The sequence below is a fragment of the Candidatus Binataceae bacterium genome, assembly GCA_035308025.1.
Classification (GTDB): Bacteria; Desulfobacterota; Binatia; order Binatales; family Binataceae; genus JAJPHI01.
This window is the reverse complement of record DATGHL010000006.1, coordinates 40906-62676: the sequence shown is the minus strand read 5'-3', so window position 1 is coordinate 62676 and position 21771 is coordinate 40906. Positions and strand designations below refer to the sequence as shown.

General features: G+C 64.3%; 20 protein-coding genes. 8 read left to right on the top strand and 12 right to left on the bottom strand.

Going from position 1 to position 21771, the window contains the following annotated elements; genetic code table 11:
* Positions 1-170 precede the first annotated feature (170 nt).
* Together VKS22_01480 and VKS22_01475 are read left to right on the top strand one after the other, a co-directional pair.
* Positions 171-716, top strand: coding sequence for a hypothetical protein (locus VKS22_01480; GenBank protein HLW69272.1), 546 nt, complete (start codon positions 171-173; stop codon positions 714-716).
* Between the two features lie 646 nt (positions 717-1362).
* Positions 1363-1968: a hypothetical protein gene (locus VKS22_01475; GenBank protein HLW69271.1), complete on the top strand. Its 606-nt coding sequence runs from the start codon at positions 1363-1365 to the stop codon at positions 1966-1968.
* Between the two features lie 82 nt (positions 1969-2050).
* Here VKS22_01475 and VKS22_01470 read toward each other — a convergent pair whose 3' ends face one another.
* The 3 genes from VKS22_01470 to VKS22_01460 form a co-directional block, all read right to left on the bottom strand.
* Positions 2051-3022 (bottom strand): FAD-binding protein, encoded by a 972-nt coding sequence (locus VKS22_01470; protein ID HLW69270.1) that lies wholly within the window; start codon positions 3020-3022, stop codon positions 2051-2053.
* Positions 3023-3055: 33 nt separating this feature from the next.
* Positions 3056-3805: an electron transfer flavoprotein subunit beta/FixA family protein gene (locus VKS22_01465; protein HLW69269.1), complete on the bottom strand. Its 750-nt coding sequence runs from the start codon at positions 3803-3805 to the stop codon at positions 3056-3058.
* A gap of 70 nt (positions 3806-3875) precedes the next feature.
* The gene (locus tag VKS22_01460) at positions 3876-4616 is read right to left on the bottom strand and encodes an IclR family transcriptional regulator (protein HLW69268.1); all 741 of its coding nucleotides are present in this window, start codon (positions 4614-4616) and stop codon (positions 3876-3878) included.
* Positions 4617-4788: 172 nt separating this feature from the next.
* Here VKS22_01460 and VKS22_01455 point away from each other — a divergent pair, with 172 nt between their 5' ends.
* The 6 genes from VKS22_01455 to VKS22_01430 all read left to right on the top strand — a co-directional run bounded on the left by VKS22_01455 (position 4789) and on the right by VKS22_01430 (position 9266).
* Complete coding sequence (locus VKS22_01455; protein HLW69267.1) at positions 4789-5415, top strand: class I SAM-dependent methyltransferase; 627 nt, start codon at positions 4789-4791, stop codon at positions 5413-5415.
* Between the two features lie 40 nt (positions 5416-5455).
* Positions 5456-5857 carry a VOC family protein gene (locus VKS22_01450; GenBank protein HLW69266.1) on the top strand — a complete coding sequence of 134 codons (402 nt, stop codon included), beginning with the start codon at positions 5456-5458 and terminating at the stop codon, positions 5855-5857.
* Positions 5858-5951: 94 nt separating this feature from the next.
* A complete protein-coding gene (locus tag VKS22_01445; GenBank protein HLW69265.1) occupies positions 5952-7061 on the top strand; it encodes an aldo/keto reductase in 1110 nt (369 codons plus the stop codon).
* A 51-nt stretch (positions 7062-7112) separates the two neighbouring features.
* Positions 7113-8084, top strand: coding sequence for an amidohydrolase family protein (locus VKS22_01440; protein HLW69264.1), 972 nt, complete (start codon positions 7113-7115; stop codon positions 8082-8084).
* A gap of 347 nt (positions 8085-8431) precedes the next feature.
* Positions 8432-8929 carry a hypothetical protein gene (locus VKS22_01435; protein ID HLW69263.1) on the top strand — a complete coding sequence of 166 codons (498 nt, stop codon included), beginning with the start codon at positions 8432-8434 and terminating at the stop codon, positions 8927-8929.
* Positions 8930-9080: 151 nt separating this feature from the next.
* Positions 9081-9266 (top strand): (4Fe-4S)-binding protein, encoded by a 186-nt coding sequence (locus VKS22_01430; protein HLW69262.1) that lies wholly within the window; start codon positions 9081-9083, stop codon positions 9264-9266.
* 22 nt (positions 9267-9288) lie between these two features.
* Here the strand turns inward: VKS22_01430 and VKS22_01425 are convergent, their stop codons facing one another.
* The 9 genes from VKS22_01425 to VKS22_01385 all read right to left on the bottom strand — a co-directional run bounded on the left by VKS22_01425 (position 9289) and on the right by VKS22_01385 (position 21656).
* Entirely contained in the window at positions 9289-9741 is a 453-nt protein-coding gene (locus VKS22_01425) for a response regulator (GenBank protein HLW69261.1), read from the bottom strand.
* Positions 9742-9748: 7 nt separating this feature from the next.
* Positions 9749-10786 (bottom strand): sigma-54 dependent transcriptional regulator, encoded by a 1038-nt coding sequence (locus VKS22_01420; GenBank protein ID HLW69260.1) that lies wholly within the window; start codon positions 10784-10786, stop codon positions 9749-9751.
* 149 nt (positions 10787-10935) lie between these two features.
* Complete coding sequence (locus VKS22_01415; protein HLW69259.1) at positions 10936-11457, bottom strand: 6-carboxytetrahydropterin synthase; 522 nt, start codon at positions 11455-11457, stop codon at positions 10936-10938.
* A complete protein-coding gene (locus VKS22_01410) occupies positions 11454-12359 on the bottom strand; it encodes a hypothetical protein (protein HLW69258.1) in 906 nt (301 codons plus the stop codon). Before VKS22_01410 ends, VKS22_01415 begins: the two co-directional genes overlap by 4 nt.
* 108 nt (positions 12360-12467) lie before the next feature.
* Entirely contained in the window at positions 12468-15968 is a 3501-nt protein-coding gene (locus VKS22_01405; GenBank protein ID HLW69257.1) for a UvrD-helicase domain-containing protein, read from the bottom strand.
* On the bottom strand, positions 15965-19225 hold the full coding sequence (locus VKS22_01400) for a PD-(D/E)XK nuclease family protein (protein HLW69256.1): 3261 nt from the start codon (positions 19223-19225) through the stop codon (positions 15965-15967). The genes VKS22_01405 and VKS22_01400 overlap by 4 nt, the downstream gene beginning before the upstream one ends.
* Before the next feature lie 101 nt (positions 19226-19326).
* Entirely contained in the window at positions 19327-20169 is an 843-nt protein-coding gene (locus VKS22_01395) for an MOSC domain-containing protein (GenBank protein HLW69255.1), read from the bottom strand.
* Between the two features lie 25 nt (positions 20170-20194).
* Positions 20195-21016 (bottom strand): MOSC N-terminal beta barrel domain-containing protein, encoded by an 822-nt coding sequence (locus VKS22_01390; GenBank protein ID HLW69254.1) that lies wholly within the window; start codon positions 21014-21016, stop codon positions 20195-20197.
* Positions 20985-21656 carry a DUF2231 domain-containing protein gene (locus tag VKS22_01385; GenBank protein HLW69253.1) on the bottom strand — a complete coding sequence of 224 codons (672 nt, stop codon included), beginning with the start codon at positions 21654-21656 and terminating at the stop codon, positions 20985-20987. The genes VKS22_01390 and VKS22_01385 overlap by 32 nt, the downstream gene beginning before the upstream one ends.
* Positions 21657-21771: the final 115 nt, after the last annotated feature.

The window sequence follows — 21771 nt, the reverse complement described above, 5'->3', positions numbered from 1 at the left end:
CCCGTCGGGCCAGCGCCGATCCATCAGGAATTGCTTGTAAGCGTCGCTCGTCGGGAAGGTTTCCATCAACTGCCGTAGGGTCATCATGGAAACAAGATTAGCAGCAATGGAATCTGTAGTCAAGTCCTTTAGACTTACCCTTTTTTGTGACTGCGTCTAACGGTGGTAATGTGGGGGGAGCTGATCCCGCCAATACTCAACCCATTCACACTAACGCGGCCAGTGTTGGTCAGTGGGAGCAGTTTTCATTTTCCCAGGTAAGTCCAAGCAACTCTCCGGTCAATATTAACTGCGCCACCAACATCAACGGCCCTTTTCAAGGCAATATCGCAGGGACAATAAGTCTGACTGTAGAACCAAATGGGTCTTACAGCTTCTCGGGTGCGGACAACAATAGCAACTGGCTTCCATACACTATGGCCGTTGCCGTTGTGATAGTGGGTTACGACAAAACGGCGTACACTTTTACTGCTCAAGGGACGATAGGTGCGGGTATTCCCTTTTCTAACAACAACTGGAACTGGTTGACCAACGGAATCAACGGCAACGTTCAAGCTAACTGGAATACCAGCATCGGGCTTGGGTGGACGTGGTATTACAACGTATCGGCTACCCTGAATGCCGCTACTCTGCTGAGTGCCCTGATGCAAGACGTCCAAACTATCGTAACGGTCGTCAAAGGCGTTATTGCTGTAGTTGAGTTTCTCGCCGCCTAAAGCGGCTTGGCGAAGCTGCTTCCGTCCGCCCGTTCGACGGTTACGGAGGAAGGTTTGGCGGAGGCTGTCCTCCGCGCGGGGGAGTAATCCTCTCCGTTTCTTCATGTTAAGGGGTGCAGCAGCCTGCTGCACCCCTTGCCACGGAGCGAACGCCGGGTAACAACCGGAAAGGGTTGTTGAAGTTGCGTGGCAACCTTTTTGGGAAACACCCGCGAGGCAGGAGGGGTCACGGTCCCGTGGGGCAACACTCTTGCAGCGCGCCAGGGCGGAGCCCTTAGCAGCACCGGCAGCCGCGCATCTTAAAAGGAAGGTGACCTAACATGATAGAGCGATGGGGTACTTTCTCGGTACGGGACCACATGAGCGACGCTCCTTTCGTGAGTGAAGTGCTGCTTTACGATCGATTGATCATTCCTGTCCCGCCCGCTGACAGGTCGGAAGACAAATTCTGGCAACAGTTCAAACCTGAGCGGCAACAACGATGCCTCGACATCCTGAACGTAAAAACCATCGCGAATGATGGCCTAGCGTTTACTGTGCCTTGGGATCGCTCCAAACGTGACCGATTTAAGAACAAATGAGTGCTGCCGCAGCATCGGCGACACAGCACCGGAGTCCGGAACAGCCCTATTACGAGGATCCGTTCTTGGGCACTAAAGAATTCATCAAGAATGAGTTCCTGCCGCCACTGCCCTTCGGTGTATCGAAAGCATGGACAGTGGCCGCTTATGGTTCTGGTGACGGATACCTGCAGGAAGCTGCGACTGCTGATCCTGACCGCCATCGTGGACTGGCTGGGGTGATTGCGTACCATTTCCTGACCCCAGCAGAGAGTGATCCCGAGCATGAACTCTTGAAAAGAGCGGTCGATCTCGTGGCGAAAGATGATTTTCGTCGGAAGCGCGCAGCCTTTTATGCATTTCAGGAAGACGTAATCCAGAATGACATCAGTGACAACAAAGCAATCGAAGAGCTGCAGGTGCTTCTGAAAGATTATAATGAAGCGACCCGTAAAGCCTTTATCAGTACCGTTGCTAGATACGTATTCTTGATGATCCCTATGGCTTTAGCTATGGTCGGGGTTCTAATACCGGGAAAGGCAGCAGGCCTCGTCTTAGTGGGAACTGGAGGTCCCGTAGAATTTACCAAATTTCGCCTGTTTGAACGCAAGCCTAGCATCGAAGCTGGCGAACTTGACGCGGCCGCCATGATACACGATGCGCGAAAGAAGCTGCCGCTGGTGGAGCGATAGCATCGCCGCCGAGGCTGCCGATGTCTTATGAAATCGTAAAGGACGTTGTCATTCATGAGGTCGGGCGCGTGGGAAGGTGGGGTCAGTGCTTGAGTTTTTTGACCTCTTCGGTCATCTCCGGGACCGCCTTGAAGAGATCGGCGACCAGGCCGAAGTCGGCGACGCTGAAAATAGGCGCTTCCTCGTCCTTGTTGATCGCGACGATCGTCTTGGAGTCCTTCATGCCGGCGAGATGCTGAATCGCGCCGGAAATCCCCACCGCGACGTAAAGCTCCGGTGCGACTACCTTGCCGGTCTGACCGACCTGGAGGTCATTGGGCACGAAGCCCGCATCGACGGCGGCGCGACTCGCGCCCATCGCGGCGCCGAGCTCATCGACCAGCGGTTCCAGCACGGTCTTGAAGTTCTCGCCCGACTTAAGCCCGCGACCGCCCGAGACGATGATCTTGGCCTCGGTGAGCTGCGGACGATCGCTCTTGATCTCGTTGAAGCCGACGAACTCCATCTTGAGAGAGGCGGCGTCGAGTTCGGCCTTGACCTTTTCGATCGGTGCGACGTTGTCGCGCGCCGCCGCCGCGTCGAAGGCGGTCCCGCGCACGCTGACCACCCGCACCGGTCCGTCGAGCTCGATCGTGGCGAGCGCGTTGCCCGCATACATGGGACGGACCATCGTGCCATCGTCGTTGATCGTAACGATCTCGGAGGCCATCGGGGCGTTGAGACGCGCGGCCACACGCGGCATCAGATCCTTGCCCATCGCGGTTGCGGTCGCGAGCACGGTCTCGGCGCCACTGCTCTTGACCAGCGCGGCGAGCGCCTGCGCGGCGGCGTCGGCCAGATGATGGGCGAGGCGCGGGTCTTCGAGCGCGATCACCTTGCCCACGCCGTATTTGGCGATTTCCGCCGCCGGCGCGTCGCAGTTGTCGCCGATCACAACGGCGATACAGGCCCCGCCGCGCTTGCGCGCCAACTCGAGCCCGGCATTGATCGCGACCAGCGTGGTCTTGGGAAAGTGGCCGCCCTTATGCTCGGCGAAAACTAGTACATCACCCATTGCTGAATAACCTTACATCCCTAAGAAGCTTGGCTAGATAACTTTGGCTTCGGTGTGGAGGGCCGCGACGAGTTCGGCGACCGAGCCGAGTTTGCGTCCCGCCTGACGCTTGGCGGGCGCCGTCAGCGTTTTGATTTTGAGTTTCGGCGCGAGGTCCACGCCGAGACTATCGACCGCGATTTCGTTGAGCGGCTTCTTGCGCGCCTTCATGATCCCCGGCAAAGACGCATAACGCGGCTCGTTAAGTCGCAGATCGGTCGTGATCACCGCGGGCAGCGGAAAGGCGATGGTTTCGAGGCCGCCGTCAGCCTCGCGCACGACCGTGCATTTCTCGTCCGCAAATTCGATCTTGGAGGCGAAGGTCGCCTGCGGCCAGCCCAGCATCTCGGCGATCATCTGACCGGCCTGATTCGAGTCGTCGTCGATTGCCTGCTTGCCGATAATTACGACTTCAGGCTTCTCGTTCTCGGCGACCTTGGCGATTACGCGCGCGATCGCCAGCGGATCGAGCGGGGTGTCCACGCGCACCAGGATGGCGCGATCGGCGCCCATCGCGAGACCAGTGCGCAACTGCTCCTGCCAGCTCTGCTGGCCGACCGAGATCAGCACGACCTCGCCGGCACCCTGCTTTTCCTTGATGCGCAGCGCTTCCTCAATCGCGATTTCATCGAACGGGTTGATCACCCATTTCACATTATCGGTCGCGATGCCCGAGCCGTCGGGCATCACGCGGATAGTCGTGGCCGGGTCGGGGACACGTTTGACGGGAACCAGAATCTTCACAGTTAATTGCTCCGATGGTGAAATATAGGGGCTGGCCCGGCGGAAGGATAGAGGCCCAGCGCGCGCGGCGTCACTCGTTGAAGCCGAGGCGATGCGACAGCTCGCGGCCCGCTTCGAGCACCAGCGGCGCCAGCTCCGCGCCGATCCGATCGCCCGCAAGCCGATATGACGGACCGACCACCGCCAACGAGCCGACTACTGAGCGGGTATAGTCGCGAATCGGCACCGCGAGCGAAGTGACATCCTCGAAGAATTCGCCGCGATCGACCGAGTAGCCTTCGCGCGCGACTGCCTCCAGTTGGGCGAGCAGCGCGCTGCGGTCTACGATCGTTTGCGGCGTGTAGCGGTCGAGGTTTTCGGGCAGCAGCGCGCGGAACTGTTCGTCGAGGTCGAAAGCGAGGTGGGCCTTGCCGATCGCGGTGCAATGCAAGGGCAGGGTCTGTCCGATCGGCGGCGTCGTCCGCACCATCCGATCCTCGGGCTCAGCGGCTTCGAGCGGCACCACGCCCTCGCGGCGCGCGACCGCCACGAAGGCGCTCTCCCGCGCGCGCCTGGCGACGTCAGCGAGAATCGGTCGCGCCTGACGCACCAAGCCCATATGATGGATGTAACGGCGTCCCAGATGCAGGCACTTAATCCCGAGCCGATAATTCTCGCTGGATTTGTTCTGTTCGATATAGCCGCGTGCTTCCAGCGTCGCGAGCAAACGGAAGACGTTGTTTTTGTGCAGCTTGAGCCGTTTCGAGAGTTCGGTAACGCCCAACTCATCGACCTCGCCGAAGAACTGTTCGAGTACGTCGAGGGAGTGCATCACCGATTGAATAACGTAGTTTGTCTTTTCTCGGCGCAATTTTTTCTGTGGTTTCCACGAGCCCCCGCGATAGTAGCGGAGACTCCATAAACAGGAGTGGAAAGCTGTTTTACTTTAGATAAGGCTGCGGAATGATGTCAACGCCGTCTGATTACTCGATTTAGGAGCCGCGATGGCCGATTTGCTCAAGTCGAATTTTTTCCGCCGGGTCGATGAGACCGACGACGAGGAGTTCTATCGCGCGCCGCGCCGGGTGGTCCATATCGACGACGGCGCCATCGCTGCGGTCGGCGAAATTTTCGTCAGCCGCGTGGCGCCGGGCAGTGAAATTCTCGATTTGATGAGCAGTTGGCGCTCGCATATTCCGAAAGAGCTCAAGCCGGCGCGCGTCGTCGGCCTCGGGCTTAATCGCGAGGAGATGAGCGACAATCCCGCGTTAAGTGAAATCGTGGTGCATGATGTCAATCGGGAGCCGCGATTGCCCTTCGCGGATAGTTCCTTCGACGCGGCGCTGATAACCGTGTCGGTGCAGTATCTTACCCGGCCAATCGAAGTATTCGCCGAAGTTGGGCGGGTGCTGCGCGTGAGCAAGCCTTTCATCGTGAGCTTCTCGAACCGCATGTTTCCGACCAAAGCGGTCGCGCTCTGGCAGGCTTCCGGCAGTGCGGGTCGGGTCGCGGTCGTGACACGCTACTTTGAAGAAAGCGGCGCCTTCGAGCAGATCGAGGTAATCGATCGCAGCGAACGTCCAGGAGCGCCGTCCGATCCGATTTGGGCGGTGATCGGTTATCGGCGGTAATGAGCCCGCTTCAGCCCGGTTTCAAGGAGAGGTTCACACGATGATCTCACATCGGGGACTGCGCCATCTGGCTCTGCGGGTGGCGGATGTCGAGCGGGCGCGGGAATTCTACGCGCGCGTCTTCGGCATGCGCCTGGTATGGCAGCCCGATGCCGATAACGTCTATATGAGTTCCGGATGCGATAACCTGGCGCTCCATCGCGGTGCCCGCGGCGACCCCGCGGCGCAGACGCTCGATCATCTGGGCTTCATTGCCGCCTCGGTTGCTGAAGTCGAAGCGGGTTTCGCCTGGGCGGTGACCCACGGCCTCGACATCGTAAAGCCGCTGGCGCATCATCGCGACGGCTCGGTCTCGTTCTACCTTCGCGACCTCGACGGCAACGTTGTCCAAGTGCTGTACGAGCCTGCTATAAGTTCGCTGGATTTCGTGGCGAACAAGTAAGCGCTGCTCGGCTATCGGCTCAAATCTGATTCGGCTAACGTAGACACGGGTCACGATCGCGCTAACCCGCGATGGTGCTGCGAGAAGTGGGGGTATGATGAACGGTTGTGCGACACCCGAGGGTACCGCCGCTTACGCGCAGCGTTTCAGCGCGCTCGACGGTAATTACCGCCCGCTACTCGGGCTGGCGGTATCGTCAATTGGGCTCGGCACCTATCTGGGCCAGAGCGATGCGGCGACGGACGCGGCCTATGCCGAGGCTCTACGCGCTGCCCTGACCAGCGGCATCAATGTGATCGACACGGCCGTCAACTATCGCGATCAGCGTAGTGAACGCGTGATCGGCGCGGTGATGGCCGAGCTTTGTGCCGCGGGCAAGCTGCGACGAGAGGAGATTGTCGTCGCGACCAAGGGCGGCTACCTGGCGTTCGATGGCGGCATGCCGGCCGATCCGCGCGCCTGGTTCGAGGCGCAGTTCATCAAGCCCGGGATTGTCCGGGCGGGCGACGTCGTCGACGGCTCGCACTGCATGACGCCGCGCTATCTCGACGCGATGATCGAAACCAGTCGCAGGAATCTTGGGCTCGCTACGATCGATATCTATTACCTGCATAACCCGGAAGCCCAATTGAGCGCACTTAGTCGCGAGCAGTTCAACGCGCGCCTGAGGGACGCCTTTAGGGCGCTTGAAGGCGCGGTCCGCGACGGCCGTATCGGAGTTTACGGCGCGGCCACCTGGAACGGCTATCGTGCGACGCCAAAGGATCGCGGCTATCTTTCACTGACGGACATGGCCGCGATTGCGCGCGAGGTTGGCGGAGAGGGTCATCATTTTCGCGTCGTGCAACTGCCCTACAACCTCGCGATGACCGAGGCGTTGACGGCGCGCAACCAACCGATGCCCGACGGCAAGAACGGCAGCCTGCTCGCCGCCAGCGACATCCTGGGTATCGGGGTCTGCGCCAGCGCCTCGCTCCTGCAGGGGCAGCTCACGCGCGGGCTGCCGGCAATTCTAGAGGAGACCTTCACGGGGCTGAACTCCGACGCGCAGCGCGCGCTCCAGTTCGTGCGTTCGACGCCCGGGGTCAACGTCGCGCTGGCCGGGATGAGCACGGTGGCGCACGTCGCGCACAACCTCGGCGTCGCGCAGCATCCGCCGGCCTCGTTCGAAACACTACTGAAGCTCTTTGAACCGACGAAATAGCCATATAGCCCGGTAGCAGGATGGTGACGAGCGTCTAAAGCGGGCTGCGGTATGAAGATCGATTTCCACGCCCACGCCTTTCCCGCCAAGCTTTTCACCGAGCTCGCGCGGCTCTATCCCGGAATCCTCGAGTTGCAGCGCGACGCCGAAGGACAGTTGATTGCGCTGTGGTGCAACGCGCCGCTGCCGGCATGGGATCATGGCGCAAGGCTCGCGGACCTCGATGGCGCAGGAATCGATGTACAGATTCTTTCCGCTCCGCCGATCTACAACCGCGTTGACAGACACGCACCCGAGCTCTGCCGGATGGTCAATGACGCACTGGCGGAATCGTGCCGCCGCGAGCCTCAGCGGCTCAAGGCCTTTGCGCATCTGCCCTTTAACGATATCGATCAAGCGCTGGCCGAGATGGCGCGGGCGCTCGATGAACTCGGCTGTGTCGGCGTCTTAATCAACTCCAATGTCGGCGGCCGCTATCTCGACGAGGCGGAATTTTATCCGTTCTGGGAAGAGGTCAACCGCCGGCGCGTCTGCGTGTTTATGCATCCATCGATCTCGCCGGTTTATCGCGACGCGCAGCCGGCCACGATGTTGTCGTTCCCGTTTGACACAACGCTCGCAGCGCACCGCTTGGTGGCGGGCGGGCTATTCGAGCGCTTTCCCGACGTCGTGCTGGTGCTGGCTCATCTCGGCGGGACCCTGCCTTACCTGGCCCGCCGGATCGATCTCGCCTACGACGCGCCGGGCTTTTACGCCGGCTATCCTCGTCCGCGCCGGCGGCCGAGCGAAGACTTAAGCAAGCTTTACGTGGATACGGCGCTGGGCTGGAATCGGAGCGCTTTCGAGTGCGCGCGCGAGCTGGTCGGAATCGATCACATCGTCTTCGGCACGGATTATTTTATCCGCAGCACGCGCTTTATGGATTGGACCAGCGAGTTTATCGACGGGCTCGGGCTCAAGCCCGCCGAGCGCGAATTGGTTTACTCGGGCAACGCCGCACGCATCCTGAAACTTCACGGCTGAGGCCGTGGATTAGAGACGTCATGGCTGCGTGGCCTAAGTTCGTGCGAGGCGTGAAGCCGCGTCAACGGAGCGGCGGAGCGTCCGGACGGTGAAAAAATGAAGATCGGATTCATGGCCGATACCCTGCACCAGAAGGCGTTACAACACTGCAACGGCAGTGTCAGTCGGCGTCGCGGAACGGGACAGCCCTTAATCTAGTGCCGCAAAGCGGCGAGATCAGGCAAATTAGCCTTGAGTATCCAAGGCTGGTCCAAGAGAACCGGATTTCATAAGCGCCGGGTGCTTCGCGGAATCGGCATAGCGCTTGCTGAATAGGCTGAAACCAAACGATTTTGGAGGGCCCACCGATGTCCGCAATCTCTGCTATATCGCTTCACACAGTTCCGGAAATTACCCAGCCTCCGGTGGCTAACGGCTACAGCACCGCCAGCGCGGTGGTGAACAGTCTGCAATCGATCAGTTCGGCGCTGCAGTCGGGCGACGTGGCTACGGCGGAACAGGCCTACGGCTCACTCTCGCAGTTGCTGGGGTCGGTCAATTCCGGATCGCCGGGGCCGGCGTTGACGGCGCTCGGGCAGGCGCTACAGAAGGGCAATATTTCGGCGGCCGAGAAGGCGCTCAGCGCCGTCAGCAATAACATTCTGGGGATTCTGCAAGCGCACGCCGCGACACAGGGAGCGGCGGGAAATTCGAGCGGGGTCACGCGGATCGACGCGCTCATCAGCCAACTCGAGACGATACCGGGCGTGAGCGCCAACACCGCCTCTTCCGCCAGCATTGCCAATCCGCCCGCGGACAACGGCGCTTCGGCCGGCGGTCCCGGGGGAGTGAACGTCGTCGCGTGAAGCGCTGAACCAATCTGTCGATTCGATCATGCGGCGCGTCGGCCGCGAGAAAGATCGCTAGATTGAGGTATCATAGGCGAGCGCCGCGGCCCGCCAAAGATTGGCGGCGGGGTCAGACTTTGTGCGAAGCTGGCCGCGGAGGATCATAACGATGGCGCTTGAAGTGACGTGGGACAGCAAGGTCTGCATTCACTCCGGCAATTGCGTGAAGACGCTGCCGGAAGTCTTCAAGGTCGAAAATGGCAAGTTCGTGATCGAGCCGGCGGCCGCTGACGAGAGTCGCTTGCGCGGCGCGATCGCGGCGTGCCCTTCGGGTGCATTAAAGCTCAAGCAATAGTCGGCGAGGGTGGACGTCGGGGCTACTTCTTTTTGCCCCCGTTACGGCTGCGATTGAGGCGGCTGAGCGCGGCCTCGGTGGCGCGGCCGGCGGCGACCGCCTCGAGTTGTGCGCGGATACGGTTGGCGAGCTGGCGGCGAAAGACCGGCTTGGCGAGAAAGTCGCTAACTCCCAGACGCATCCCTTCGGCGCGGGCGTCGAGGTCGTCGCGCGCGGTAATCATGATGATCGGGATTTCCGCAGTCCGGGGATTCCCTTTGAGCGCACGGCAGACGTCGAAGCCGTCCATCCCCGGCATCATGAGGTCGAGCAGGATAACGTCGGCGGTGCGGTCGCGCAGCAGGCGGAGGCAATCCTGACCCGAGCCGGCCTCGATCGCAGTATAGCCTTCACGCTGGAGATGGCGGGCAAGAATCGAAACCGTATCGGGGTCGTCATCGACGACCATGATTTGCGCAATCCGTTGCTCCGCCATCGTGTCTTTAGCTTTCGTCATGGCCATACAAATTGGAAGGGACTAGGACGCCGCAGCGGCGCAGTTTTGCCGCGAAGGTGGTGCGCTTGAGCCCCAGCAGACGCGCCGCCGCCTGCTTGTTGCCGGCGCTCTGCTTCAACGCCTCGTTGATCATGCGGCCTTCGAGCTCGCGCACGATCGCGTTGAGGTTCACGCCCTTCTCATCGAGCGCCGGCGTCTCCGGCGGCGGGTTCAGACGACTGCCGTTTAACAGGTTGGCAGGCAAGATCGACGGGTCGATGACCGAATCCTCGCACAGGATGACCAGGCGCTCGACCATATTTTCAAGCTCGCGAACGTTGCCGGGCCAGTCGTAAGACCACAGATGGACCATCGCCTCGTCGGTCACGCGCCAGGTGTGGCCCGGGCGGCGCGCGCGCAGGCGGGCGAGAAAATGATCGATCAGGAGGGGAATATCGGAGCGGCGCTCGCGCAGGGGCGGGATGGCAATCGGCAGAACGTTGACGCGGTAGAAGAGGTCCTCGCGGAAGCTGCCTTTCTTGACGGCGGCGAGCAGGTCGGCGTTGCTTGCGGCGATCACGCGGACGTCGACTTTGGCCGAACGATCCGAGCCCACCGGACGCACGACGCCGTCTTCGAGCACGCGCAGGAACTTGGCCTGCAGCAGCAGCGGCATCTCGCCGATCTCGTCGAGAAAGATGGTGCCCCCGTCGGCCGTGGTGAAGAGTCCCTGACGCGCTCCGGAGGCGCCGGTAAAGGCGCCGCGCTCGTGGCCGAACATCTCGGATTCGAGCAGCTCGTGCGGAATCGCGGCGCAATTGACCGGTACGAAGGCGCGGTCGCGCCGCACTGAGAGCGCATGAATCGCCTTGGCGACTACCTCCTTGCCGCAGCCGCTCTCGCCGGTGATGAGGACGTTGGCGTCATCGGCGGCCGCGATCTTCTCGAGCAGTGCGCGCAGCTTGACGATCGTGGGATGAGCGCCAATCAGCGTCTGTTCAGGCAGCGGGTGGCGCGTCAGTTCTCGCAAGTTGGTTACAGCCATCGGTGCGCGAGGCTCCGGTAACTTTAAGCCGTTGGGCCTCAAAATCTTTTCACGTTATCCACACACTAGACAAGCCTAAGAATCACTCAAGCCCGATTTTGATTCGTTATGGGCGTTATCTGTTTCCAGATCGTCAGTCTTGAGGTCAGTCATTGGGATCGGTCGTCGGGAGTGACGGCGCAGCGGTAGTGTGCGGCTTGGCCGGGGCCCTCGGCCACTGAGACCTCGAGTGCGAGCACGCCCGCGACTGCGTCGCGAGTGCGCAAGGCCGCACACAACTCATGCCACAGGAAGCGCGCCAGCTCCTCGGCCGAGCTATGCGCGATCGCGAGCAGGGCGACGTCGGCGGCGGGAAAGACAAACTCGTCGTGCTCGTAACGCACCCGCACGCGATTTTCTTCCTGCGTGATTTGGAGGCAGTCGCTATCGGCCGGGATAATCGTCCGCTCATCGAGCCGATCAACAATCTCCTTGAGCAAGCGCTTGACCAGACCGAAATCGAGCACATAGCCCATCGCGCCGAGCGCGCCTTCGACCTTCACGCCGACCTGATAGTTATGGCCGTGCAGGGGCTCGCGGAAACCGGGGTAGGCGATAAAGTGGGCCGCCGAGAATTTCAGATTCTCCTTGGTCACGACGATCGAGAAGCCCGATGCGATCGGTGTCGTCATGCCGGCACCGCGGCGAAGAACGGCTGCAAGCGCGGCTCGGCCAGCCCACCGAAGGCGGTGTGGTAGCGCGCCTCGTCCATCGAGGTCGCAGAGCAGAAGCGCGCGCATTCGTCCACGACTGCGGCGGCGAGCCGCCGCTTCACCTCAAGACCTAGCGGGCTGGAGGGGTCGAGTCCTGCGACGAGATCGGCAACCCCGAGGCCGTGAACGCCGCCGAGGATGCACTCGACGAAATAGCCGACCTGGCCGTCGTACTCGGGCTGCAGATTGGGCCGGTTGACGGCGAGGGCCTCAGGCAGCGAGAGCAAGCGCTCCATGCCGCATTCGTTGCGCTTTGAGCGCACCGCGGGATCGCCGCTGCCCTCAAAGCCGGAGCCGATCGCGGCGACGCCGACGCGGCCGTCGTGAAACGGGATCGGATGGAAGACATAGCCCGGCGAGGTATATCCGACGAGCTCGCGCAGAGCCGTGCGATAGGCCAGCAAATCGAAACGCGTGCGCTCCGCGAGCGCGAAAAGGTATTCACCGAGAGGCTGGCCGGCGTGATCGGCCAGCGCGATCAACTCGCAGAACTTTTCCGGCGAATATTCCTCGCGCCGTGCGATCTTAGGCGCCCACTCACGATCGAACTCGAGGCCGAGCACCCCGATCCCGTCGACAGCGGCGCCGCCCCGCGCGACCAACGGCTGACCTATCGCGAGCGGCTCCAGATCCATCGCCAGATAATGACCGTGGCTCGAGGGTTTGGCGAGACCGCGCCGCGCATTCGCCAGGGTCACCGGAAAGGCGTCGCGCGCGATTAGTTTGCTGCCGCCGCCGCGCCGCTCGGCGAGAATTCCGTAGCCGCTCAGGAGCGAGCCGTAGGCGACCATCAGGATCGTGCGATTCTTTTCTGCCGGCAAGCTCGCGTCCCCCGCGTTGTTGAGCGCAACACGAAAATACTATCTGCGCGGGCCCTGCGGATCGATGGCGCAAACGCCGCCGCGCCGCGCACTTCGGCTCGATCGCGGTCACAGCCACAGGAGGATTCCGCGGGCGGGTGTCGCGGTCGCGCGCGCGATCGCGCGCAGATAAAGCGCGAGCTGCGCACGATACTCCTCGAGCCGACCCGCGATTGCCGCGTCGGTCTTGTAATCAACCACCGTCCAGTGTCGGATGCCCGCGGCGTCCACTTCGAGGAAAGCGAGATCGGCGGTTCCCTCGACCAGGCTGCCGTCGTCGAGTATGAGCGTGAGCGGAGTCTCGCGTCGAAGCTCGATCGCGGCTGCCGCCCGTCGTAACAGCGGTGACGCGAGCGCGCTCGCCCCTGCCGCGCTTGCCGCCGCGACCTCGTCTTCCGGTGCGCCAAGGATGCGGCCAAAGAAGAGCGCCGCCGCTGCGATCGCGTCGGGAGCGGCGTCGAGCGCGACGCGCGAGAGTATCGCGTGGACCAACGTGCCGAAGCGCGCGCCATGCAGTCGCGCATCCTTGCGCGCCACTTCGATAAGCTCGATCGTCGCGGCTTCCTCGAGGAGCAGGCCCCCGGCTGCGGCGGCTTCTGTCGCGATCGACACGCGAAGTGACGGGATCGCGCCGGCCTTGAGCAAAGCGTCGCGCGAATCGCGCCAAGCCTCGGCTTCCTGCTTGCCTGCGACGGAGCGGCCCCCCGGCGCTTCGTCGGCCTCGAGCAATCTGGTCTGGCGCAGCCCCATGCTCGCGCGCGCATCGAGCTTGAGCAGGGCCGGGTCCCACCAGACTACTCGATGGTCGCCGGTTTCCGGCCGATGGAGTCCCGGCGCCACTCCGGCGCCGTTGAGATGGGCGTCCGGCGGACGGGTGCCGACGAAGGCCGAAGGAAATTCGGGACAGCCCTCAGGCGCACGCGTCAGCGGAGTCAGCGCGACTTGCCGATCGGGATAGAGCGCGGGCGCGAGCTTGCCGAGCCAGCCGTCGTGACGCGCGTCGCCGATGACGGGCACGACGAGCAGGTCGCGCGCGCGCGTGGCGGCGACGTAGAGCACGCGCACGGCCTCTTCTTCGTCGCGGCGCAACTCTTCCGCGGCATGTTCGATGAGCTCGCGCGGCGCGCATCCGGCCAGCGTCTGCACGCACAGATGGCGTGCGGGATCGACGTAGCGGCGCGCGGCGCGTGCGGTTTCATTGCAGGTCAGGTCCGCCAGGATGACCACCGGAAACTCGAGGCCCTTGGCGCTATGCACAGTCATGACGCGCACGCCCTCAGTCCCTTCCTCGACCACCGGCGCGTCGCCGGCCTGCTCGCCAGCCGCGCGCTCTTCGAGCAGATCGACGAAGCCGCGCAGCGAGGTCGCGCCGCTGGCCGCTTCGTAGCGCCGCGCTGTCTCCATCAGCCGCATCAGGTTCGCCAGCGCCTGCTCGCCGGTCGGCCAGATCGCGAAGCCGGCGTGCGCGCGCGTCTTCGCGAGTAGCTGCGCGATCGTCTCGGCGATCGGCCGCCGGTTGCGTCCGCGATGGAGCTCGCGCAGCACGCCCAGTGCCGCCGCCACTTCGGCCAGCTCGGCGGCCAGCGCCGGCGGCATCGAGCGAAACGGATGCAGACTGCCGCAGGTCTCGCGAAAGCGTAGCAGCGCCGCGTCGGTCAGCGCGAACAGCGGACCACGCATCGTTGCATAGACACTCAACTCGTCGTCGGGACGTTCGATCGCCGCCAGTGCGTTGCGTAGCGCCTCGACCTCCTCGCGTTGATTGAACGAGCCGCCGCGCACCAGCACATGCTCCAGATGGCGCCCTTCGAGCGCGCGCACATAGTCGCGCGTGACATCGCGCGGACGACCGCCGCGCCACTGATTCAGCCGCCGAAAGAGCATGCAGATGTGGCGCGGCCGAATCGCCGTCCGCCGCTCAGGCGCGTCGCGCTCGGTCACCGTCCAGCCGCTCTCGCGAATCAGCCATTCGATAAAAGCCGCGATCGCATCCGGCAGCGACTTCTCGATGCTCCAATCCGTGATCCGGCCGTAGTCGCTATAGGGCGCGGGCACGGGCAAGGCGACAATCGCGGGCTGCGCAGGCGCGTCGAGCCGGAAGGCTTCGAGCGCGGCGTAGGCCGGCTGACTCGGCGACTCGACCGGCATCAGCGGCGCGAAGGCCGCGTTGATCATCTGCTGGATTTCGGCGGTCGCGCGGAAGCTCACGCGCAGATGTTCGAGCGCGGCGCCGCGCGCCAGCAGCCGCTGCTTGACGCTCTGATAGAGCGCGACATCGGCGCGGCGAAAACGATAGATCGATTGTTTGGGATCGCCGACGATAAACAGCTTGCCCGGCCGGGGCGTGACCGCCAGCCAGTCCGTCGCAGCCGGATCGTCGGCGGCAAGCAGCAGCAAGATTTCCGCCTGCAGCGGATCGGTATCCTGAAATTCATCGACGAAAATATGGCTGAAGCGCTCCTGCAGCTCAGCGCGAACCACGGCGTTGCTGCGGATCAAATCGCGCGCGAGCCGCAGCAGGTCGAGAAAATCCAGCCGTCCGGCGCGATCCTTCAATTCGTCGTAGTAGGCGATCACCGGCCACAACTCGTCGCGCAACTGGGGCGCGAGGTTGGCGCCGGCCCGCTCGCGGAAATCCTCGAGCCGCGCCTTGATCGCGGCGCGCCGGACGAAAGCCTCCGCCCGCGTGATGGTGCCGAAGCTCTCCCCGCGCCCCTTCCATCCCCAATGGCGCTGATTGCCTTGCAACAGCCGCAGGAGGGTATCTTCGAGCGCGTCGTAGTCGCGCGCGCGCACCGCTTCGAGCCGCGTTGCCTCTGCGAGCGGGCGCGCGAGCAACTCGAAAGAACGGCGCAGCCAATCGTCGGCATCGGCCTCGGCCGCGATCGCGCCCGCCGCCTCGATCATTTCGACCAGCTCGCCGATCGCGGCGTCACGCTCGAACTCCTCGTCCTGCCAGGGGGTGGCGAAATCGCGCCACTCCAGCAACTCGCGCGCCGCCGCGGCGAGAATCGGCCGCGGACCCTCGCGATCGGCCAATGCGCGGCGACGCAGGATGCGCCGCAAGGCGGGACCGGGTGCAGCGAGGGCCTCTTCAAACCAGCGCCCGAAGGCCGCCTCGAACAACGCGCGCTGCACCTCCTCCGGCGCGATCTCGAACATCGGATCGACCCCCGCCGCGATCGGGCGCTCGCGCAGCAAATCGGCGCAGAACGAATGAATCGTCCCGATGTGCGCCTCTTCGAGCTTTTCCAACGAGTCGCGCAGATGCTTACGCGCCGCCTCATCAAAATTCGCTGCGTCGTGCCGCGCGCACTCGATCGCGGCGCGCAGCCGCAGCTTGAGCTCGCCCGCAGCCTTCTCCGTGAAGGTCACGGCGACGATCCGATCGAGCGAGGTCAGGCCGCGCGCCAAAACCGCGACGATCCGGCTGACCAGCGCGGTGGTCTTGCCGGTGCCGGCCGCGGCCTCAATGATCAGCGTGGCCGTTAGATCATGCTGGATACGATCCCGCGCCGCCTGATCGGCCGGTACCGTTTCGGTCAGCAAAATCGGCGGCGCCGCGCTCATCGCATCTCGCGCAGGCGTGTTAAATCGGCGAGCCGCGCGCGGACTCCAGCGCCCGCGCTTTTGATTCGCACGCGGACCTCCTCGTAGGGTCCGCAGACCAGCCGGTAATCGCAGTACTGGCACTCGCCCTCGCCCGGAGCGGCAGGCATGAAGCCGCTGTCGAGCGCCGCGCCAACGGTCTGCGCGAGCCCGTCGATCGCCTCGCGGGCGGCGCCGTCCAGCGGTACGATCCGTTCCTCGTAATTGCCCGCGGCGGTGCAGTAGTAGAGCCGTCCGCTCGCGACCGGCTCGCCCAGTAGCCGCTCGGCGGCGAGCGCATAGAGCACCGGCTGCAAGGTTTTGCCGCCGCCGATGAGCAGATTTTTTTCCGCGCGCACGCGGCCGGTTTTATGATCGGTCACCCGCAGCGCGCCGGCGGGTCCGCGCTCGACCAGGTCGATCGAGCCGCGCAGATTGATGCCGGCGTCGAGGGCGACCGCTGCGGCTACACTCGCGGGATCGGCCTGATAGCGATCGCTCAGGCCGAACGAGAGCTCAAAGCGTTCGGGGCAAAAAGCGTCGGGATCGTCCGCCATCCGCCGCATCCATTCGCGCAGGTCGGCGCGGATCGATTCGATACCGTCAAGCCATACGCGCTCGATCGCGGGCGCGAGCTCCTCGTGATAACGGACGGCAACTGCCGCGAGCTGGTCCTCGACGGCCTGGTAGCCGGCCTCCAGATTGCTCCTTCGGATCGGCAACAGGCCCGCGGCCCGCAGGACCGTCAGCGTCTCGAACTGGACCTCGTGATAAAGCGCGCCACGGGTCAACGGATCAATTGCCTCCAGCGCTTCAATCTCTTCGCGGGGCGCGAGCCGGATAATCGCCTGCAAAAAAAAGCGGTAAGGACAGGCGGCAAAATGCTGCAACGCGGTCGCCGAATAGGAGCGCGCAACCAACTGATGGCGCGCCAGCGCGGCCCGCTCGTCCGCGTTCGGATCGACCAGGCCGTCGTTGGGCGTCCAGCGCCGGAGCCAGCGGCGGGCCCGCGCCCGCAGCGCGCGCCCCAGATGCGGATTGCTGTCGAGCAGGTAATGCGCCGCGCCGACGGTGGCGGCAGGCGCCGCGTCTAGCAGCCGATCGAGGATCGCCAGATCGAATTCGGCGGCGTCGATCGCGTCGGCCGGATTTTCCGGCGCCGGCCATCCCAGCCGCGCGCGGGCTTCACCGGCCGCCCGCCGCGCCAGCTCGTCGAAGCCGGGCAGGCGGCCCTCGGCGGCGCGCAGGACTTCAAGCGCGTAGAACGAGGGCACGCGCGGACGCCCCTGGTCCAGATCAACCCGCGGGTACGAGAGGGCGACCCGCTCGCGCGCGGCGCCGACGGCAAGGCGCAGCGCGAGGCGCTGTGCCGCAGCGCGATCGGCCTGGAGCGTCAAGCCCGCGCGTAAGCGGCACCGATCGCGATCGGGCAGGAGCGGATCTTCTGTCAGCTTTTGCGGAAGCACGCGTTCGGCCAGCCCGGGCACGATCGTCACCGCGAATTCGAGTCCGCGCGCGGTCGCGGTCGGCGCGACAAAAACCGCCCCATAACGGCGGCGCGGCGGCGCGGCTTCGAGCCGCCCCAGCCGCTCACTCAGCACGATGCGCACTTCGTCGAGCGTAATCCCGCCGATTGGACCCATCGGTTCGAGCTCGGCCAACGCCGCCAGCACGGCGCCGCGGTCACGGAGCGCGAGCTCGCTCAGTGCGCGCAGATGGCTCAGCCATTCACCCCAGGTCGCCGCGAGCGGCATCGCCGCCAGCGCTCCGATGATCGGGATCGCGGTCGCGCGCAGATGAGCGAGGTCGCGAATTTCGCGATCGAGTTGCCGCGCGCGGGGCTCGTCGTCTTCAAGCTCGCCGCGTCGCAACCGCCATTCCGCCTCGAGCCCGCGCAGGCGGGAATCCCAGCGCTCGCGTCCGCCGATCACCGAGGCTTCCACCAGGATGCGCTCCCAGCGCCAGGGCGCGCGTTCTGCGCCACTCGCTTGCGGACTCGGATCGGGCGCCTCGATCACGGCCGGTATTTCGGCGTCAGCCAGCGTAGCTTGCAGAAATTCGGGGTCAGCGGGCGCGAAAAGGGCCGACGCCGCGTCGGGGTCGGCGGCCGCATCAGGTACCTGGGCGAGCGAGAGATATTCCGCAAAGCGTCGCGCCGAGAGCCGCTCCGCTGCGCAATTCAACAGCGCCAGCAATGCGCGTCCGCCGGGCTCCGCACGCTTTGCCCCACGCGCGAACCACGCCGGAATTCCTGCGCGCGTTAGCGCTTCTTCGAGGTAGGGGGCATAGCGGGTCGGCGCGTGCAGCAGTATCGCGATCCGATCGAACGGCACGCCGCGTCGCGCCTCGGCGTGAATCCGCCGCGTGATTTCGACGCACTCCTGCATCTCGCCCGCGGCCGAACCCAGGGTCACGGTCTCGTCGAGCGGTAGCGGCTTCGGTGTGCTGCCGGCAAAGAGATATTCCTGCACTCGCGCCAGGGACGTGGCGCCGCTGTTTGCCTCAGCGTGATGACGCGGCGTGACTTCAAGCGCCGCAGCCAGGTAACCAAGACTGCGGCCGTCGCCCGCCGCTACCGTCGCGAGGAGCGACGGCGCGCGCGCCGCCAGCGCAGCGACGAAGTCGCGATCAAGCGGACTTTCCAGCGGGAGGTCGAGCAATAGCGTCGGGATCCCGGCGAAGCGCGGGAGGTTGTCGGCGGCCAACGCGGCGAGCGCGGCCTTCAGGATGCCCGCGCGATCAATCAGATGGCCGGTGCGCAGTTGCAACTCGAATTGCTCGAAGAGCGCGGCCAGCGCGCCGCCGGTCTCGCCCAGCTCCGCGACAGCCGATGGCTCAATCGACGCGTGGCTCAACTCGGCGTAGGTCGCCGCGATCGCCTTCGGCAATCCGGGCAGATGGACCACCGCTCCCAACGGCGCGAGACGGGGGTCGCCCCTCAGCGCAAACAGAGCGCGCGCGGCCACGGCCTGCGCGCCGAGCCCGCTCACGTAAGCGAGTCCATGCGCTGAGGCATGCTCGGCGGCGAGCAGCCCACTCAGCCGATTCAAGGTTAACCGATGCAGCCCGAAGCCCGCGCCGCGTTCCAGCGCGAGCGCGCGCCCGAGCTCGTCGGCGGCCTCCTGACTCGGCGCGACGATCAACGCTTCAGTGCCCGGCGCTAAGCGTTCGAGCCATGCGCGGGCCGCGCCCAACCGGCGATACGCGCGCGGTGAAACGACTATTTCTCTGGAGGACAAAGCGAGCTCACTCAGCCTGATCGTCCGACGCGCGCGCGGTCGGGCGCAAGCGGTGTCGCGCCCTCAATCAACAAGATCGCGTCAATCGAATCGGCGTTCGGCTAGCCTTCGAGCCAGACCGGATCGCCGACACGAACGAGCCCCGGCGTTGCGATCGCGGCAAAGACGCCGAGGCGGGCCTGATGATGCTGCGCGGTGGCGCGCAACATGCGCGGGTCGCGCGGTAGCTCGGACTGCCGATGGGTCGTCATCACGCAGCGCAACGCAGGCTGCATCGCGACGATCCGCACATCCGCGCCGATGCGCAACTCGCCGCTGAGCCAATCGTCTTCGACAAAGGCGTCGCCCACCGTGCCCGTATCGACGACGATATTCGGGCGGAAGCGGCGCGCATCAACCTGCGCATCGCTGCCGATGAGCGAGCGCAGGTGCACGAGCGTACTGCTGGCGAGCAGATGGACCGCGGCCGAATCCTGGAAGCCGCCGCGATGCAGCCCGAAGGTGTCGGGCAGGGTTTGCGCGGTAAACTGCGGCATCACGCGCTCGACGCCAACGTCGCCGAAGATGGTCGCCGGATCGATCTCACCGCGCGAATGCTCGTCGGGGCGGGCGCGTTCGAGGTGGATCGGACGTCCGATCGCCGCCGAGATAATCGCCGAGGCGTCGGCGTCTTCGGCGTGGAGGATGCGGCCTTCAGGGGTCGTAATCCGCACTGGTGCGAGCCGCTCAGATCGCGGCGGCGAATCGTAAGCCGCCTTAAAGTCGAGCAGGCCGGGCCACTTCTTCGCGGTCGCGATCCGTCCGTTGCCTTCGCGCAGCCCCCACGCGCGATCGCCGACGATCCCGTTGCTGCCGGCCTTAATCTCCGCGAGACGTTCACCCAGCATCGATTTAACCGGGTAACGGAACACGTCCTGAACCTTTCCGATCTGATAACTGCTCATCCGCTCGTCCTCCTGCGAAGGCGGCTCAGTCCACCAGCATGACCGCGTCGCCGACGCGAATCCGGCCGGGCGCGGCCACCGACGCGAAGACTCCGACGTAAGCTCCATGATGTTGCGCGGCGGTGCGCAGAATCGACATGTCGCGCGGCAAGTCCGACTGCGGATGGGTCGTCATCACGCAGCGAATCGCCGGGCGAATCCCGCCGATACGCGCGGTCGCGCCGATCTCCAGCACCCCGTCGAGCCAGCCGTCTTCGATGAAGCCTTCGTCCTCGTCGCCGGTGTCCACATAGATATTGGCGCGAAAGCGGCGCGGATCGAAATCAGCGTCAGGTTTCAGCCGGCGCAGATGGGCGAGCGTGCCGCTCGCGATCAGATGCATCACGTCTTCGTCATAAAAGTCGCGCTTCGGCGGCTCGGCGTCGCCGCGGATCACCGCCTCGATCTCGATGGCAGTAAGCCGTTCGCGCCGCACTTGCACGAGCTGAAGCTTGCGATCGATTAACTCAGAAAGCACGGTTGATGCCTCGGCGTCGCTGGTCGCGAGCGTGCGGCCGTCAGGAAGTTCGATCCGCGTCGCGGCCTCCGGCGGCGCCGTTTCATCATAAGTCGCGCACAATTGAAGCATCGCGGCCCAGATGCGCGCGCTCATGATCCCGCCGTGATCGAGCTCGCGCAGCGCCCATAGCCGATCGCCGCGGACGCCATGCTCAGTGAGTTCCGCCGCCGCCATTTCTTCCCCACGCATCGATTTGACCGGATAGCGCCACAGCGCCTGAACTCGTCCGATTTGCCGTCGCGCCAAGGCGTACCCGTCACAGCGTCGTGGATTTCGCCGAGGGCGCACTCGGCTCCGCTGCCGGAGTAGAAGGCGCAGGCGCCGCCCCTATCAGCGGAGGGGTGGTCGCCGTCGGCATCGGCGTCGCTATCTCGGTTGGCGTCGGCGAAGGCACGAAGACCGTCGGAATCGGCGTCGCAGGCCCCAGCGCCGCGGGCGTCTCAGTCGGCGCGGGCGTGGGCGCCATCATCGGCGCGGTGCCGACGCCGTACTCATAGACCAAATCGCCGCCCATATCGCCCTGATAAAGGATCGCGCCGCCCGCGACAATCGCGACCAACAAGTAGATAAATCGCGTGCGCGCCAGAAAGCCGGTGAACTGAATCCCGAGGCGCCACAGCGCAAGTACGCCGAAAACGTAAGGAAGGTAAGTGCCGAGGCGGGCGTGATCCTTGAGCAGATCCTTGGCCGGGCCGCTGACATGCTCCCAAACCCGCTGGGCCTCCCAGCCGCCGGTTGCGAAGGAACAGTATGCCGCCGCCGCCCCGAGCACCATCAGCGTGGCCGCCATGTAGCGCAACCACAGGCGCGCCGGCATCAGGCTCGCAACCAAATCCACCGCGATTCCGACCAGCACCAGCGCGACCGTGAAGTGGTCGACCACTGGATGAAGCTGCCAGCCCTTGAGAAACTCGACCATGCCCTGCATCAGACCTCCAGCTTATTGTCGCACCAACTATCGCTGCACTACGGCCCGCGCCACCTGCCTTGCTTACGCGCGTGAACCTTTTCTTATCGCAAAGCCGCGCACCCCGCGCAATTGA

Bases quoted from the DNA above. Each gene is read 5' to 3' on its own strand.
- VKS22_01455 (HLW69267.1), top strand. From the start codon at position 4,789: ATGGCCGATTTGCTCAAGTCGAATTTTTTCCGCCGGGTCGATGAGACC.
- VKS22_01430 (HLW69262.1), top strand. From the start codon at position 9,081: ATGGCGCTTGAAGTGACGTGGGACAGCAAGGTCTGCATTCACTCCGGC.
- VKS22_01415 (HLW69259.1), bottom strand. From the start codon at position 11,457: ATGACGACACCGATCGCATCGGGCTTCTCGATCGTCGTGACCAAGGAG.
- VKS22_01470 (HLW69270.1), bottom strand. From the start codon at position 3,022: ATGGGTGATGTACTAGTTTTCGCCGAGCATAAGGGCGGCCACTTTCCC.
- VKS22_01385 (HLW69253.1), bottom strand. From the start codon at position 21,656: ATGCAGGGCATGGTCGAGTTTCTCAAGGGCTGGCAGCTTCATCCAGTG.
- VKS22_01425 (HLW69261.1), bottom strand. From the start codon at position 9,741: ATGGCGGAGCAACGGATTGCGCAAATCATGGTCGTCGATGACGACCCC.
- VKS22_01460 (HLW69268.1), bottom strand. From the start codon at position 4,616: ATGCACTCCCTCGACGTACTCGAACAGTTCTTCGGCGAGGTCGATGAG.
- VKS22_01445 (HLW69265.1), top strand. From the start codon at position 5,952: ATGATGAACGGTTGTGCGACACCCGAGGGTACCGCCGCTTACGCGCAG.
- VKS22_01405 (HLW69257.1), bottom strand. From the start codon at position 15,968: ATGAGCGCGGCGCCGCCGATTTTGCTGACCGAAACGGTACCGGCCGAT.
- VKS22_01450 (HLW69266.1), top strand. From the start codon at position 5,456: ATGATCTCACATCGGGGACTGCGCCATCTGGCTCTGCGGGTGGCGGAT.
- VKS22_01435 (HLW69263.1), top strand. From the start codon at position 8,432: ATGTCCGCAATCTCTGCTATATCGCTTCACACAGTTCCGGAAATTACC.
- VKS22_01420 (HLW69260.1), bottom strand. From the start codon at position 10,786: ATGGCTGTAACCAACTTGCGAGAACTGACGCGCCACCCGCTGCCTGAA.
- VKS22_01440 (HLW69264.1), top strand. From the start codon at position 7,113: ATGAAGATCGATTTCCACGCCCACGCCTTTCCCGCCAAGCTTTTCACC.
- VKS22_01395 (HLW69255.1), bottom strand. From the start codon at position 20,169: ATGAGCAGTTATCAGATCGGAAAGGTTCAGGACGTGTTCCGTTACCCG.